11 protein-coding genes and 1 pseudogene are annotated in these 14,810 nt (G+C 64.1%); 5 read left to right on the top strand and 7 right to left on the bottom strand.

All coding sequences use genetic code 11. The features are described 5' to 3' along the window. Positions 1-18: 18 nt before the first annotated feature. From ABIE04_RS11825 to ABIE04_RS11800, 7 genes and pseudogenes are all read right to left on the bottom strand, one after another. Entirely contained in the window at positions 19-624 is a 606-nt protein-coding gene (locus ABIE04_RS11825; protein WP_354550282.1) for a hypothetical protein, read from the bottom strand. A gap of 100 nt (positions 625-724) precedes the next feature. After that, positions 725-1,312: a hypothetical protein gene (locus ABIE04_RS11820; protein ID WP_354550280.1), complete on the bottom strand. Its 588-nt coding sequence runs from the start codon at positions 1,310-1,312 to the stop codon at positions 725-727. 187 nt (positions 1,313-1,499) lie between these two features. Continuing rightward, positions 1,500-3,071: pseudogene (locus tag ABIE04_RS11815) on the bottom strand (AAA family ATPase); the annotation flags it as partial. Beyond that, positions 2,978-3,736 (bottom strand): AAA family ATPase, encoded by a 759-nt coding sequence (locus tag ABIE04_RS17750; protein ID WP_436410383.1) that lies wholly within the window; start codon positions 3,734-3,736, stop codon positions 2,978-2,980. The pseudogene ABIE04_RS11815 and the gene ABIE04_RS17750, both read right to left, overlap by 94 nt. A gap of 186 nt (positions 3,737-3,922) precedes the next feature. After that, entirely contained in the window at positions 3,923-7,489 is a 3,567-nt protein-coding gene (locus tag ABIE04_RS11810; protein ID WP_354550278.1) for a methylmalonyl-CoA mutase family protein, read from the bottom strand. 192 nt (positions 7,490-7,681) lie between these two features. Beyond that, the gene (locus ABIE04_RS11805; protein ID WP_354550276.1) at positions 7,682-8,584 is read right to left on the bottom strand and encodes an alpha/beta hydrolase; all 903 of its coding nucleotides are present in this window, start codon (positions 8,582-8,584) and stop codon (positions 7,682-7,684) included. A gap of 10 nt (positions 8,585-8,594) precedes the next feature. Further along, on the bottom strand, positions 8,595-9,197 hold the full coding sequence (locus tag ABIE04_RS11800; protein ID WP_354550274.1) for a TetR/AcrR family transcriptional regulator: 603 nt from the start codon (positions 9,195-9,197) through the stop codon (positions 8,595-8,597). Between the two features lie 107 nt (positions 9,198-9,304). On the opposite strand from ABIE04_RS11800, the gene ABIE04_RS11795 reads away from it, so the two are divergent. The 5 genes from ABIE04_RS11795 to ABIE04_RS11775 all read left to right on the top strand — a co-directional run bounded on the left by ABIE04_RS11795 (position 9,305) and on the right by ABIE04_RS11775 (position 14,768). Then, the gene (locus ABIE04_RS11795) at positions 9,305-10,102 is read left to right on the top strand and encodes a M48 family metallopeptidase (protein ID WP_354550272.1); all 798 of its coding nucleotides are present in this window, start codon (positions 9,305-9,307) and stop codon (positions 10,100-10,102) included. Positions 10,103-10,211: 109 nt separating this feature from the next. Beyond that, positions 10,212-10,544: a hypothetical protein gene (locus tag ABIE04_RS11790; RefSeq protein ID WP_354550270.1), complete on the top strand. Its 333-nt coding sequence runs from the start codon at positions 10,212-10,214 to the stop codon at positions 10,542-10,544. A gap of 207 nt (positions 10,545-10,751) precedes the next feature. Further along, entirely contained in the window at positions 10,752-11,855 is a 1,104-nt protein-coding gene (locus ABIE04_RS11785; RefSeq protein WP_354550268.1) for a Glu/Leu/Phe/Val dehydrogenase dimerization domain-containing protein, read from the top strand. Between the two features lie 122 nt (positions 11,856-11,977). Further along, entirely contained in the window at positions 11,978-13,534 is a 1,557-nt protein-coding gene (locus ABIE04_RS11780; protein WP_354550266.1) for a phospholipase D family protein, read from the top strand. Positions 13,535-13,610: 76 nt separating this feature from the next. Then, a complete protein-coding gene (locus tag ABIE04_RS11775; RefSeq protein ID WP_354550264.1) occupies positions 13,611-14,768 on the top strand; it encodes an isovaleryl-CoA dehydrogenase in 1,158 nt (385 codons plus the stop codon). The last annotated feature ends 42 nt before the right edge of the window (positions 14,769-14,810 follow it).

The following is a 14,810-nucleotide window of genomic DNA, read 5'->3' as shown; positions in this document are numbered from 1 at the left end:
TTCGCTTTTTCTTCTTTGCTAGTCAGGAGAGTACTGTTTCATGACTGCGATGAAGTCCCAATCTCCTAGATTCAAGACGGCCTCTGAAAGCCCTGCCCCTTTTCGAATAGTTTTCCCGAGTTCCCACGCCTGAATTCCGCGCTTTGCAACGACTGCGAGATACTCGTCAACCAATTCCTCGCCATCTAAATGTTGCGAAATATAGGACAAAGAGCTTTCCGAAAAGCGCACCTCTGCGGCGAGGGAGAACACCGGTTCAACAAGCGCAGCTGGAAGTGATCGAAACTCGATATCCTTTGGAAAGTCAGGGAGAGGCGGAAGTTTCATGCCCGCAGGAAGAATGGAATTGCCTTCTTCATGATGGTCCGTTCGCAGCTCGACATCAGACGCGCAATCTAGCGCGTAGTGTTCGCACATAAGCGCGAGGCGGAGCGCTGAGTAGTGCCGCGAACGGCGCGAAGTGAGCGCCTCACGAATCCAGACCAAACATTGGGTCAGACCAGCACCGAGCACGCCTGACGCGACCGCAATCCAAAGCCCCTGTGGCATCTCCATCCCCTTGTTCCAAAAGCAGCCGGAAAAACGCGGAAAAACGGGACGGAGGAAGTTAAGAGCGACCCCCATTTAACTTCCTCCGTCCCGGTTACGTGAGTTCAAACGGGTGTAAGTGAACCTGACCTTTTTGTTGACCCCGGCGGCGAAATGGTGCCCCCTTTTGCTCCTGCTACTGCGCAAGAGTCAACAGCTCATTGGACCCGAGCATCTCGAAGCCAAACTGTCGCAAAGCCAAAAAATGGCTATTGCCGAGATCAACCGACCTACCACCCATGAGACCATCCGTCCAAAACACTCCTTCCATCAGAACGCGCCCCAGAGGGCCAACATCAGAATCAATATGAGCGCCCCCATCTCTATCGGTGCTTGTCAGTATGACATCGCCTCGCGCCATTAGTGAGCCATCCCTTGCAAAGACAACCTGCTCCCACCAGTTTTTGACCGGGATAAAGTCCCTAAAATCACCTCCCCCAAGTGCAGGGCTAGTCATCCTGAATTTCGTTGGAGCAAGGACGGTAAGTGCGTCATACGATCCGCCGGGCGTCGGCGGATGAGGCCTTACCGTAGTCAGCAATTTAAGTGACTCCTTGGCATGCAAGTGAGTCAGCAAAGAAACGTTCCGTCCGCGATCGTGCAAAAGCACTCGCAGCGAAGTTCCAATTCGAATCGCTTCTTCGTCGATTCCGTCGTCGTAGAGCTGGCAGGAGCGAGAAATAAACCCGAGGTGACGCTTCAACTGCTCCTTGTATCGGTTCACAAGATAGCCTCACTTCTTTGTATTGATGAGCGAACATCGAAAACGGGATGGAGACACTCAGGCTCCAACAATAATGTCTCTGACTCCTTTTGCTTTCTCAGTCAGCGTTAGACCCCGCGGAAGACCACCCAATCCGCCAAAAACTGGGATTAAATGAATCTGACCCCCTTGTTTGTTTGCCATCCGGCTAAGCCGCTTCTGTTTCGGGAACAACTTCCTCGAAGTCATCCCCCATCATCATGCGGTAATGGCCTTCGTGCCCAAGCTTTTCGAAGACACGGCGAAACACATCTAGGTACACCTCGGTGGGGATATCGCCTGGAGCCATATAGACATCGTCGTGGACTGCGTGTGACGCGTCGTTCGCCCAAGACAGCAGTGCATTGCAGGCAAGGCAGTCGTCACCTTCGAACTCCGCGGATTTTTTGTGCACATCCACCCCGCCGAGCAGCTTGAAGTAGCTATCGAAGATGCGTCGCATGGTGTTCGGCAACGTTTCCGAATGCCCCTCTGGTTTTCGAACGTCGTGCCAAAGGAGCTGGTATGAGCTCTTGACCGGGTTGGTGTCCATCGGTCCAACCATCTCCGTCCAGCCGCTCTTCTTTCTGCACGTCCAGTAGGCAGTCTTCGGCAGTGCTCCACCGTTTCTGGCAAAGGTTATTTCCTTGTGGAAGTACACATTGTGGGTAAGGACCAGCACCTGCTTGATGGGTCCGGTGCCGTCCCGGGCCATGTCGGCGATTTCTCGTACGAGGGTTGAGACGATGAACAGGATGTCGCTATCGAGGCTGGAGATGGGGTCGTCGAGCACCACGACCCGGTCGTCCTCAACGCCTGTGGACGAGTCGCCGGCCTGTGCGAGGTGGTAGAAATAGAGGAACGTCACGAACGTTCGCTCACCCTCACTCAGACTGACATGAGCCGGCGCACCGTTCTGACGAATGAGCTGATAGGTGTGCGCTTCATCAGCCGGAGCAAGATGGAAGTTGGTGAAGTTGAACCACCGCAACGTGTGGTTGATTTTGTCCACCGTCGGCTGGGTGCCCGTCGTTTTTTGTTCCAACTCTTCCAGCTCCTGCTTGAGCCTTGCGTGATCCGCCATGGACTGCAGTATCTGAGCTCCGAGCGCCTGGACTGCCTTGCCGACAGTACCGTTGATCCTGTCGTAGGTGGCAGCTGCGTCCTTGAACTCGACGTCAATCAGGTATCGCCAGAAGTCCGCAGTAAGCCTGGTCTTCTCGGCGCCCGCGTTTGCCACCCGGCGATTGTGCTCGGCAATTCGTTCGTTGGCGGTAGTGACAAATTTCCGGATGTCTTCAAGTGAGGACGACACCCCTTCTATCTCAAAAATGGCGCTGGGTCCTTCCACCTTCCTTGTCATCTGGAGCTGGGCTGCGGAGAGGCGTGCATCAAACACGTCGAGCAGCTGTTCAAGCTCGACAGGGTCGTGGTACGGCACAGGCGCGGTCATGAGTGCATTAAGAGCGATCCGGACAACGACTGCCTCTTCACCGTAGTCGTTGACCACCCTGCCGAGGTGCGCCTTGGCGGCGGTGAAGGACTCATCAAAGAAGTCGGTCAGTTCCCGTTCCAGCGAGTCCGGCACCTTTTGCTGGCAGAACGGACATTGAGGGCGGCTCTCCCGGAGGAATACCGCACCTTCCGCTACCCAATCAGAGCTCTGGAGCCTGGCAATGAGGGCGGCAATGTTGACGTCTCCCTTGCCGACGATGGGCTTAGCGAAGATGTCGTCCTCTTCAGCGTCTTGAGCCTTGACCCGTCCGGCGCTGACAACGGCTCTATCCGGGTGGGGTTGCTGGCAAAAACAGACCGGGCTCGCTCCCTGAGTATCCCGAAGTCGTAGAGTGTTCCCTTGTTGTTGCTCCGCTCAGCCAGGAACTTCGTCATGAAGACAGCGCTGTTGCCCCGGACACCCGCAAGTGCCTGCTCGAATTCCTTCTCGTGCTTTCGCGTCTGTTTCAGGCACGCATCCTTCAGCTCCTTCGAAGCCGCTTCCAGTTCCGCCCTTTTGCCTCCCTTGCCGTCCTCGCCTTCGAGCGTGACCGTTAGGCGCCGATGCTTGGCCACCTCTTCTTTCAGCTTCTCTGACAGCGCATCCATGCGGTCTTTGAGGTCGACTCCCTCCTTGCCAAGGGTGAAGACACCTTTGACCCTACCTTTCTCGTTGAAGACTTGGTCGACGAAGTCTCGGTTGTAGACCACCGTCCGGAGCGCCCGGTTGTTCTCCCACGTGACAGAGCAACTGTTGAAGGCTGGAGCCCCCGTTGCGAACAGGTAGCGTGAAAGTGTGGTTTTACCGGCCCCATTCGGACCGTAGACAAAATTGCATGTCGACAACGGCCCCATTTGGGCGCCGACAGCAGCATAGGTGGCAACGTCCGCCAAGCGTATTGACCGAATCATTGTGTCCCCCAATCCCTTAGGATGACTATCGCTCTCCTAACCCCACCGTGCAACGGGGTGATAACCGAAGGCCTGCTTCAGCCCCGCGCGCGAGGCGCTTTTAACTGCTAAACACTCGTCCAGACTATTGTGAAAAAGGGCGCATGAAGGCGCCCTTTTCGTTCGCAGTCGTGGAAGAGGGCTGGGCTACATATTCCGCCGATACTCTCCACCCACGTCATACAACGCATGACTGATCTGCCCCAGCGAGTTGTACTTCACCGCCTCGATCAGCTGCTCGAACACGTTGCGCCGATCGCGCGCGGTGGTTTGCAGCACTTTCAAACTGTCTGAAGCCAACGCATTCCGCGCCTCCCCATACCGCTTCACGTTGGCAATCTGCGCACCCTTCTCCTCCTCCGTCGAGCGGATCAACTCGATCTCGGTCGCAATCTCCCCCCCATGATCCTTCGGCAGGAAGGTATTAACCCCAATCAACGGCAACGACCCATCATGCTTCTTGTGCTCGTAGTACATCGACTCTTCCTGGATCTTGCCGCGCTGGTACATGGTGTCCATCGCGCCGAGCACGCCGCCGCGCTCGCTGATCGCCTCGAACTCCTTGTACACCGCTTCCTCGACCAAGTCGGTGAGGGTGTCGACGACGTAGCTGCCCTGCCACGGGTTCTCGTTGAAGTTGAGGCCCAGCTCCTTGTTGATGATCATCTGGATCGCCACCGCGCGGCGCACGCTTTCCTCGGTGGGCGTGGTGATGGCTTCGTCGTAGGCGTTGGTGTGCAGCGAGTTGCAATTGTCGAACAGCGCGTACATCGCCTGCAGCGTGGTGCGGATGTCGTTGAACTGGATTTCCTGCGCGTGCAGCGAGCGGCCTGAAGTCTGGATGTGGTACTTCATCATCTGGCTGCGGCTGCTGGCGCCGTAGCGCTCGCGCATGGCGCGAGCCCAGATGCGGCGGGCGACGCGGCCGATGACGGTGTATTCCGGGTCCATGCCGTTGGAGAAGAAGAAGCTCAGGTTGGGCGCGAAGTCGTCCACCTTCATGCCGCGGGCGAGATAGTACTCGACGATGGTGAAGCCGTTGCTGAGGGTGAAGGCGAGCTGGCTGATCGGGTTCGCGCCGGCTTCGGCGATGTGGTAACCGCTGATCGACACCGAGTAGAAGTTGCGCACCTTGTGGTCGACGAAGTACTGCTGGATGTCGCCCATCATGCGCAGCGCGAATTCGGTGGAGAAGATGCAGGTGTTCTGCGCCTGGTCTTCCTTCAGGATGTCGGCCTGCACGGTGCCGCGCACCTTGGTGAGCGTGTCGGCCTTGATGCGGGCGTAGGTCTCCGCGTCGACCAGTTCGTCGCCGCAGACGCCGAGCAGGCCCAGCCCTAAGCCGTCGTTACCCTTGGGCAGGTCGCCGTGGTACTGCGGGCGCGACACGTTCTTGTACAGCTTGCCGATGGTCTGCTGCGCGGTGGCCCAGCGCTGTTCGTCTTCCTTGAGGTACTTCTCGACGTTCTGGTCGATGGCGGTGTTCATGAACATCGCCAGGATCATCGGCGCGGGGCCGTTGATGGTCATGGAGACGGAGGTGCTGGGCGCGCTGAGGTCGAAGCCGGAGTACAGCTTCTTCATGTCGTCGAGCGTGGCGATGTTGACGCCGGAGTTGCCGATCTTGCCGTAGATGTCCGGGCGCGGCGCGGGGTCTTCGCCGTACAGGGTGACCGAGTCGAACGCGGTGGACAGGCGCGTGGCGGCGCCGCCCTGGCTGAGGTAATGGAAACGGCGGTTGGTGCGCTCGGGCGTGCCTTCGCCGGCGAACATGCGGGTGGGATCTTCGCCGCTGCGGCGGTACGGGTAGACGCCGCCGGTGTACGGATAGTGGCCGGGCAGGTTTTCGCGGCCGAGGAAGCTCACCAGCTCGCCCCAGTCCTTCGACTTCGGCGGCGCCACCTTGGGCACTTTCTGGTGGCTCAGCGATTCGCGGTAGTTGTCGACGCGGATGACCTTGTCGCGCACCTTGTATTCGTTGACGTCGGCGGTGACGGATTCGTACAGGGCCGGCCATTCGCGCAGCTGGTGAATGGCTTCGTGGCTGAGTTCCTTTAGCGCGGCGTTGTAGCGCTGGCGCAGGAGGATGAGGGAGCGGTCTTCTACTCCCCTCTCCCTTTGGGAGAGGGGCTGGGGGTGAGGGTTCGGGGTTGAGATGGAGCTGCCCGCTCCGCCCGCACCCTCACCCTCGGTCCCTCTCCCGGAGGGAGAGGGATGCAAGTCGGCGCTGCTGTAGAGGTCGAGCGGGCGCGGCAGTTTCGGATCGCCCAGCTCCTTCAGCGCCTCGTAGTAATGCTGCGCCTTGCTGGCGAACTCAGCCTGGTGCGCGATGGCGCTGTTGATGGCGCGGCCCTGCTCGGCGATTTCGGCGAGGTAGCGCACGCGGGCGCCGGGGATCAGCACGGTGGCGCGCGGTTCCTTCAGCGTGGTGTCGAGCTGGGGCGACCATTGCTCCGCCGGCAGCGCGAGCTTCTCGCGCATCAGGCGGCACAGGTTGGTGAACATCCAGGTCACGCCCGGATCGTTGAACTGGCTGGCGATGGTCGGGTAGACCGGCACGTCCTCGTCCTTCACGCTGAACGCGGTGTGGTTGCGCTTCCACTGCTTGCGCACGTCGCGCAGCGCGTCTTCGGCGCCGCGCTTGTCGAACTTGTTGAGCACCACCAGGTCGGCGAAGTCGATCATGTCGATCTTCTCCAGCTGGCTGGCGGCGCCGTAGTCGCTAGTCATCACGTAGACCGGGAAGTCGACCAGATCGACGATCTCCGAATCGCTCTGGCCGATGCCGGCGGTCTCGACGATCACCAGGTCGTATGGCTGGCTCTTCAGGAAGTCGATGCAGTCGTGCAGCACGATGCTGGTGGCGGCGTGCTGGCGGCGGGTGGCCATCGAGCGCATGTAGACGCGATGGCTGCGCAGCGAGTTCATGCGGATGCGATCGCCCAGCAGCGCGCCGCCGGAACGGCGACGGGTGGGATCGACCGCCAGCACGGCGATGCGCATGTCGGGGAACGCGTGCAGGAAGCGCAGCAGCAGTTCGTCCACCACCGACGACTTGCCGGCGCCGCCGGTGCCGGTGAGGCCGAGCACGGGGGTGTGCTTGCCGGCCAGCTTCCACTGCTTGCGCTGGTGTTCGAGTTCGCTGTCGCCGAGCCTGCCTTCCTCGATCGCCGAGAGCATGTGACCGATCGAGATCTCGTCGTCGATGTCGACCTTGGGCAGCGCACGGGTTTCGGACTCGGCGCGCTTCGCGGCAGCACTGCCGGCGCGCTGCATCACATCCTCGATCATTTCGACCAGGCCGAGCTTCATGCCGTCGTTCGGGTGGTAGATGCGCTCGACGCCGTAGGCCTGCAGCTCGCGGATCTCTTCCGGCGTGATGGTGCCGCCGCCGCCGCCGAACACGCGCACGTGGCCGGCGCCGCGCTCGCGCAGCATGTCGACCATGTACTTGAAGTACTCGACGTGACCGCCCTGGTAGGACGACAGCGCGATGGCGTCGGCGTCTTCCTGCAGCGCGGCGCGCACCACGTCCTCGACCGAGCGGTTGTGGCCCAGGTGGATCACCTCCGCGCCCTGAGACTGGATAATGCGCCGCATGATGTTGATCGCCGCGTCGTGGCCATCGAACAGGCTGGCCGCGGTGACGAAACGCAGTGGGGTGGTTTCCGTCTGCGTGGCGCTGGCGGGGACGTGCTTGGCGGGGGAACTCATGGCGACTCCGGCATCGGTGCTTGAACATGTCGATTCTAGTGGATCGACAGGGGGCACGGAGTTTTGAGCTACCACGCCGTCATCCCGGCGAAGGCCGGGATCGCTTCCGAAACATGGGGGAGAAAGTGCGATCCCGGCCTTCGCCGGGATGACGGCGTTATTCCCCCTGAAATTCCGGGGGAGAAGGGAAACCTATACGCAGAGCGCGAGGTCGGGACTGCCGACCACGTGCGTGCCTACCTCTTCGCCGCGCACGAAGGCCAGCGCCGCCTCGATCACCTCGGGCGCGTCGAGCACGCGGCGGTGGCCCAGGCCTTCGGTGGTGTACAGCCGCGCGCCGGGCCAATGCTGGGCGTAACGCTCGCCCTCGCCCCACGGCACGTCGGCGTCGTCGAGGTCATGCACGATCAGCGCAGGCTGGCCCAGCATGGGCAGCTTGCGTTCCACCCGCAGTTCGTCGATGTGCACGCCGGTACGCCGGTGCAGCCATGCGTAGAACGGCTCGCGCAGATAGCCGGCCAGGTGCACGAAGCGGAAGAAGCGCCGCGCCGCCGCCTTCATGTCGGCGGCGGGCGCCACCAGGATCAGCCGGTCGGCATGCCAGCTTTCGTCTTGCGCGAGGGTGACCGCTGCGCCACCGAGCGAGTGGCCGACCGCGAGCGCGGCGTTGCCGTAGCGCGCGCCGATCGCGCGGATCGTGGCAATGAACTCCGGCAGCGTGCACAGCTTGCCGGTGCTGCGGCCGTGGCCGGGCTGGTCGAAGGTGACCACGGCCAGGCCCTGCGCGCGCAACTGCGCCACCCACGGCAGGAAGCGCAGGCCGAAGCTGGACCAGCCGTGCGCCAGCAGCGCGTAGGGCTGGGTCGACGGGTCGCCCCAGACGTAGGTGGCGATGGTTTCGCCGTTGACCTGCAACTCGCCGCGCTGCATGTCCACATCACCCTGCGTCGCCTGCGCGCGGCTGCGGCTGCTGGCATACGGGGTGGCGAACAGGCGCGCGGCGCGGTTCACCGTGCGCTTGGGTGCGATCCGGCCGCCCAGCACGAAGCCGGTACGCACGGTGGTGAGCTTGAGTCTGTCGATGACGGTGGGCATGGGTTTCGCCTCAGGTTTGCCAGCTGCGCCACAGGCGCTCGAAGGCCGCCTTGGTGCAGCGGCCGGCTTCATCGAATCCGAACAGCCCGGCGTCGTGGTGCAGGCCGAGCATCAGGGCGTAGATCTCGAAGGCCAGCAAAGCGACGTCGGTGTCGCGGCGCAGGTGGCCCAGTTCGACCGCCTGCGCGATCGCCTTCTGCAACTCGTCGCGCCAGCCGGCCTGCTGCCGCACCACGCCGTCGTGCAGCGCGCCTTCGCGGCCGTCGTACTCGCTCACGGCGGACAGCAGCACGCAGCCGCTCTGGTGCTCGCGGCTCCACTCGAACCAGTTCGCCACGATCGCGCGCAGCCGCGGCAGGCCGCGCGGCTGCTTCAGCGCCGGCAGCAGCACCTGGGTCACGAAACGCTGCCGGCCGGTGTCGAGCACGGCCAGTTGCAGGTCTTCGCGCGAGCCGAAGTGGGCGAACACGCCACTCTTGGACATGCCCACGTCGCTGGCCAAGTTGCCGATCGACAGGCCTTCCAGCCCGTCGCGGCGGGCCAGCGCGTAGGCGTGGTCGAGGATGGTGTCGCGGGTGGCCGCGCGCTTGCCGGGGTGGGTTGCGATCGTCATGGTAGCGAAAATAGCACGATCGTTCGTTCTATATCAAGCGGCAGTCACGCGGCCTCGGCAGACCTGGCAGGTATGCTTTGCCCCTGCAAGCCAAGGGAGGGTCCCGCATGAAAATCCGCAACCTGAGCATTCCGCTCGCCACCGCCCTGCTGGCCGCCTGCGTCACCTCGCCGACCGGCCGCTCGCAGCTGATGATGGTGTCGGACAGCCAGATGAGCCAGATGGGCCTGAGCGCGTTCAACGACATGCGCAAGCAGGGCAAGTTCGTGGACGCGCCGCGCGAGCGCGCCTACGCCACCTGCGTGTCCAACGCATTGATTGCGGTGCTGCCGCCGCCGTGGAACACCCAGCAGTGGGAGGTGCAGATCATCGGCGACGACACGGCCAACGCGTTTGCCCTGCCCGGCGGCCGGATCGGCGTGAACCGGGGCATGTTCAAGCTGGCCAGCAACCAGGATCAGTTGGCGGTGGTGCTGGGCCATGAGCTGTCGCACGTGGTGTCGCGCCACGGTGCGGAGCGCGTGTCCGACAACATGGCGGCCCAGGCGGCGGTGGCCGCCGGCACGATCTACGCCGGCACGCGCGGCAGCGATGCCGGCAATGCCGCCGCGCTGCTCGGCGTGGGCGCGCAGGTGGGCATCCTGCTGCCGTTCTCGCGCACCCAGGAGAGCGAGGCCGACACGCTGGGCCAGCGCTACATGGCCCAGGCCGGTTTCGATCCGCGCGCGGCGGTGACGTTGTGGGACAAGATGGGCGCGCAGGGCGGCAGCAAGCCGCCGGCCTTCCTGTCCACCCACCCGTCGTCCGGCAACCGTGCGCAGGCGCTGAACAAGCAGGCGCAGCAATTGCTGCCGGTGTACCAGCAGGCGCGCGCCAGCGGCCACGCGCCGAACTGCCGGATGTAGGCCCGACGTAATCGCTGGCTGAACGAGAGGCGGCACGCCGTCAACTGCGCGCGCCGCTCCTCGTTTTCCGTCCTGCCTGCCGCAGTTCGCGGCGCAGACGGAGAACACGATGACCCGCACACCTCTCAAGCTGGCCCTGCTGGCCGGACTCGGCCTGACGTTCGCCGGCGCCATGTATGCGCCGCCCGCCGCCGCGCGCACCCAGGTGGCGGTCGGCATCAACATCGGCGTGGCCCCGCCACCCCGTTTCGAGCGGCTGCCGCCGGCGCGGCGCGGTTACGTCTGGGCGCCTGGCTACTGGCGCTGGGATGGTTACGCTCATCGCCACGTGTGGGTCGGCGGCACCTGGGTGCGGGTGCATCCGGGCCGCCACTACCGCCCGGCACGCTGGGTGCAGCATGGTCGCCAGTGGCGCTTCCAGCCGGGTTACTGGGGTCGCTGAACACGCCATACGCCCCTGGCTTGTTGCGTCGCGTCACCACCTGCAGGGGCGACGTATTAAACTTGTCGCTTTGATTCATCGCCCCGGCTCCGGTCGGGGCGATGAGTTTCAAGCGTTTTCACACCCCCTGGCAGGGTTCCCATGTCGCTCCCCGCCGCCCATCTGTAGATGCCCATCGGCACCGTAAATCATGGAGTCACCGTTCCAATGATCTTTGAAACCATCGCCAACACGGGTCACGAAGAAGTCGTCTTCTGCCACAACAAGGACGCCGGCCTGAAGGCCATCATCGCGATCCACAACACGGTGCTGGGCCCCGCGCTCGGCGGTCTGCGCATGTGGCCGTACAAGACCGAGCAGGAAGCGGTGAACGACGTGCTGCGCCTGTCGCGCGGCATGACCTTCAAGAACGCCGTGGCCGGCCTGAACCTGGGCGGCGGCAAGGCGGTGATCATCGGCGACCCGAGCAAGGACAAGTCCGAGGCGCTGTTCCGCGCGTTCGGCCGCTTCGTCAACTCGTTGAACGGCCGCTACATCACCGCCGAGGACGTCGGCATCGACGTCAACGACATGGAATACGTGTTCCGCGAAACCGAATACGTCACCGGCGTGCACCAGGTGCACGGCGGTTCGGGCGACCCCTCGCCGTTCACCGCCTACGGTTCGCTGCAGGGCCTGATGGCCGCGCTGCAGTTCAAGCACGGCAACGAAGACGTGGGCAAGTACAGCTACGCCGTGCAGGGCTGCGGCCACGTCGGCGGCGAGTTCATCAAGCTGCTGCGCGAACAGGGCGCCAAGGTGTTCGTCACCGACATCAACAAGGAAGCGGTGCAGCGCTGCGTGGACGAGCTGGGCTGCGAGGCGGTGGGCCTGGACGAGATCTACGACGTCGACGCCGACGTGTACTCGCCGTGCGCCCTGGGCGGCACGCTGAACGAGCAGACCATCGACCGCATCAAGGCGAAGATCATCTGCGGCCCGGCCAATAACCAGCTGGCCACCGACGAGATCGGCGACGAGCTGAACCGTCGCGGCGTGCTGTATGCGCCGGACTACGCGGTCAACGCCGGCGGCGTGATGAACGTGTCGCTGGAGATCGACGGCTACAACCGTGAGCGCGCGATGCGCATGATGCGCACGATCTACTACAACCTCGGGCGCATCTTCGAGATCTCGAAGACCGAGAACATCCCGACCTACCGGGCCGCGGATCGCCTGGCCGAGGAGCGCATCAACGCGATCGGCAAGCTGAAGCTGTCGCACATGGGCAACGGCGGCACCCGCTTCCAGGGCCGCATGCGCGGTCAGTAAGCTGCTTCGACACGATATGCCGACCTTCGGCATGCCATGCTCCCCAAAGGCCTGCCGCCATCCGCGGCAGGCCTTTGCATAGGCGGGGCGGTGACCGAATAATCGGACGCAGGAGGTGCCGGATGCGCAGGGTGATGATCTGGCTGGGCGGGGGCGTGCTGGCGCTGTTGCTGCTCATGCTCAGCGGGCTGCTGCTGGCCGACCACCTGACTCCGCGCGCCACCGGTGCACCCAGCACGGCGTTGCCGCTGCTGCCGGCACAGACGGCGATCGACCGCGAACTGGCGCCTTACCTGGCCACGCACCCCGGCGAAACCGCAGCGACCCTGCTGCCCGACGGCCTGGACGCGTTCGCCGCGCGCGCCGCTTCGGCACGCCTGGCCGGGCGCAGCCTGGACCTGCAGTACTACATGTGGCACGACGACCTGGTCGGCCACCTGCTGGCACGTGAGGTGTACGCCGCGGCCGAACGCGGCGTGCGCGTGCGCCTGCTGCTCGACGACATCAACACCAAGGGACTCGACCCGGCGCTGCTGGCGCTGGACGCGCATCCCAACATCGAGGTGCGCCTGTACAACCCGTTTCGCAACCGCAGCGGCGTGTGGCGCCTGCTGGAGATGGTGCAGCGTTTCTTCAGCGTCAACCACCGCATGCACAACAAGGCGTGGATCGTCGACGGCCGGGTCGCGCTGGTCGGCGGCCGCAACATCGGCGACGAATACTTCGACGCCGGCAGCAGCGTGAATTTCCGCGACCTCGACATGCTCCTGCTCGGCCCGGCGGTGGCCGACGCCAGCGCGATCTTCGACGATTTCTGGAACTCCAGCGCGGCGGTGCCGATCGAGGCGCTGAACCCGCAGACGCCGGAAAACCTGCACAAGCTGGTGGCCGCGCTCGCCCACGAGTCCGCCGACGCCACGGCGCAGGTCTACCTGGAGCGGGTCGCCGCCTCGCCCTCCGCGCAGCGGCTGAGCAATCACGAACTGTCGCCGCACTGGAGCGCGAACATCGTGGTGGCGTCCGACCCGCCACTGAAGACGAAGTCCGCCGACCGCGGCGACTGGCTGCAGCCCCGGCTGGCCGCCCACCTCGACGGCGTGCACAGCGAGGTGCTGCTGATCTCGCCCTACTTCGTTCCCGGCAGGCAAGGCACCGCGACCCTGCTTGGACTGGTACGCAGCGGCACCCGCGTCGGCGTGATCACCAACTCGCTGGCCACGAACGACGTGCCGGCCGTGCACAGCGGCTACGAGCGCTACCGTCCCCGCCTGCTGGCCGGCGGCGTGAGCCTGTACGAGCTCCGCCGCAACGGCCCGGTCGCCACCCATGGCCTGTTCGGCAGCAGCGGCGCCAGCCTGCACACCAAGGCGTTCGTGATCGACGGTACGCGCGGCTTCGTCGGTTCGTTCAACCTCGACCCGCGTTCGGCCAACCTCAATACCGAGATGGGCGTGCTGTTCGACGATCCGGGCCTGGCCCGCGACCTGCGCCGGGAATACCTGCGGCTGGCCGCGCCGGCGCTGAGCTACCAGCTCCGCCGCGGCGCGGACGGCTCGACGCAGTGGCTGGACCGCACCACGCAGCCGCCGCAGGTGCTCGGGCACGAGCCCGACGCCGGCTGGTGGCTGCGCGCGATCACCCGCGTGATGAGCTGGCTGCCGATCGAATCGCAGCTGTAGCTCCCGCACCCGCCCGTGGCCGGCGCGGCGAGGCGGCGTGCGCTAAAATCGCCGGTCTGCATTCAAGGAGTTCGCCATGCGTCCGTTTCCGCTCGGAGAAGACATCGACCTGCTGCGCGAGTCCGTGCATGCGTTTGCGGAAAAGGAAATCGCCCCGCGCGCCGACCGCATCGACCGCGACAACCTGTTCCCCGCCGACCTGTGGCACAAGTTCGGCGAGATGGGCCTGCTCGGCGTGACCGTGCCGGAAGAATACGGCGGCAGCGGCCTGGGCTTCCTCGCGCACATGGTGGCGATGGAGGAGATTTCGCGCGCGTCCGGTTCGGTCGGCCTCTCCTACGGCGCGCACTCCAACCTGTGCCTCAACAACATCTACCACAACGGCAACGAGGCGCAGCGACAGAAATACCTGCCGAAACTCTGCAGCGGCGAATACGTCGGCGCGTTGGCGATGAGCGAACCGGGCGCCGGTTCCGACGTGGTCGGCTCGATGAGCTGCAAGGCCGAGCTGCGCGGCGACGTGTGGGTCGCCAACGGCAGCAAGATGTGGATCACCAACGGCCCCGATGCCGACGTGTTGCTGGTCTACATGCGCACCGCGCCGCGCACCGCCGGCAGCCGCTGCATGACCGCCTTCATCGTCGAGAAGGGCATGAAGGGTTTCAGCACGGCGCAGAAGCTGGACAAGCTCGGCATGCGCGGCTCGAACACCTGCGAGCTGGTGTTCGAGGACTGCGAGATCCCGGCCGAGAACATCGTCGGCGAGGTCAACGAAGGCGTGCGCGTGCTGATGAACGGGCTGGACACCGAACGGCTGGTGCTGTCCGGCGGCCCGATCGGCCTGATGCAGGCCGCGCTCGACATCACCATGCCGTACGTGCGCGAGCGCAAGCAGTTCAATGCGCCAATCGGCACGTTCGAGATCATGCAGGCGAAGGTCGCCGACATGTACACGGCGCTGCAGAGTTCGCGCGGCTTCGCCTACATGGTCGCGCAGCAATTCGACAACGGCGTGAAATCCCGCATCGACCCGGCCGCCTGCCTGCTCAACGCATCCACCAACGCGGTGAAGGTCGCGCTGGAGGCGATCCAGTCGCTGGGCGGCAACGGCTATATCAACGAGTTCCCCGCCGGCCGCCTGCTGCGCGACGCCAAGCTGTACGAGATCGGCGCCGGCACCAACGAGATCCGCCGCATGCTGATCGGCCGCGAGCTGTTCCACGGCAAGGCGTGAAATCTTGGTAGGCGGGCAGTGCCCGCCGCTACGAAGCGGGCA

This window comes from Rhodanobacter soli, from assembly GCF_040548735.1.
Taxonomy (GTDB): Bacteria; Pseudomonadota; Gammaproteobacteria; order Xanthomonadales; family Rhodanobacteraceae; genus Rhodanobacter; species Rhodanobacter soli_A.
This window is presented reverse-complemented; position numbering and strand designations above follow the sequence as displayed.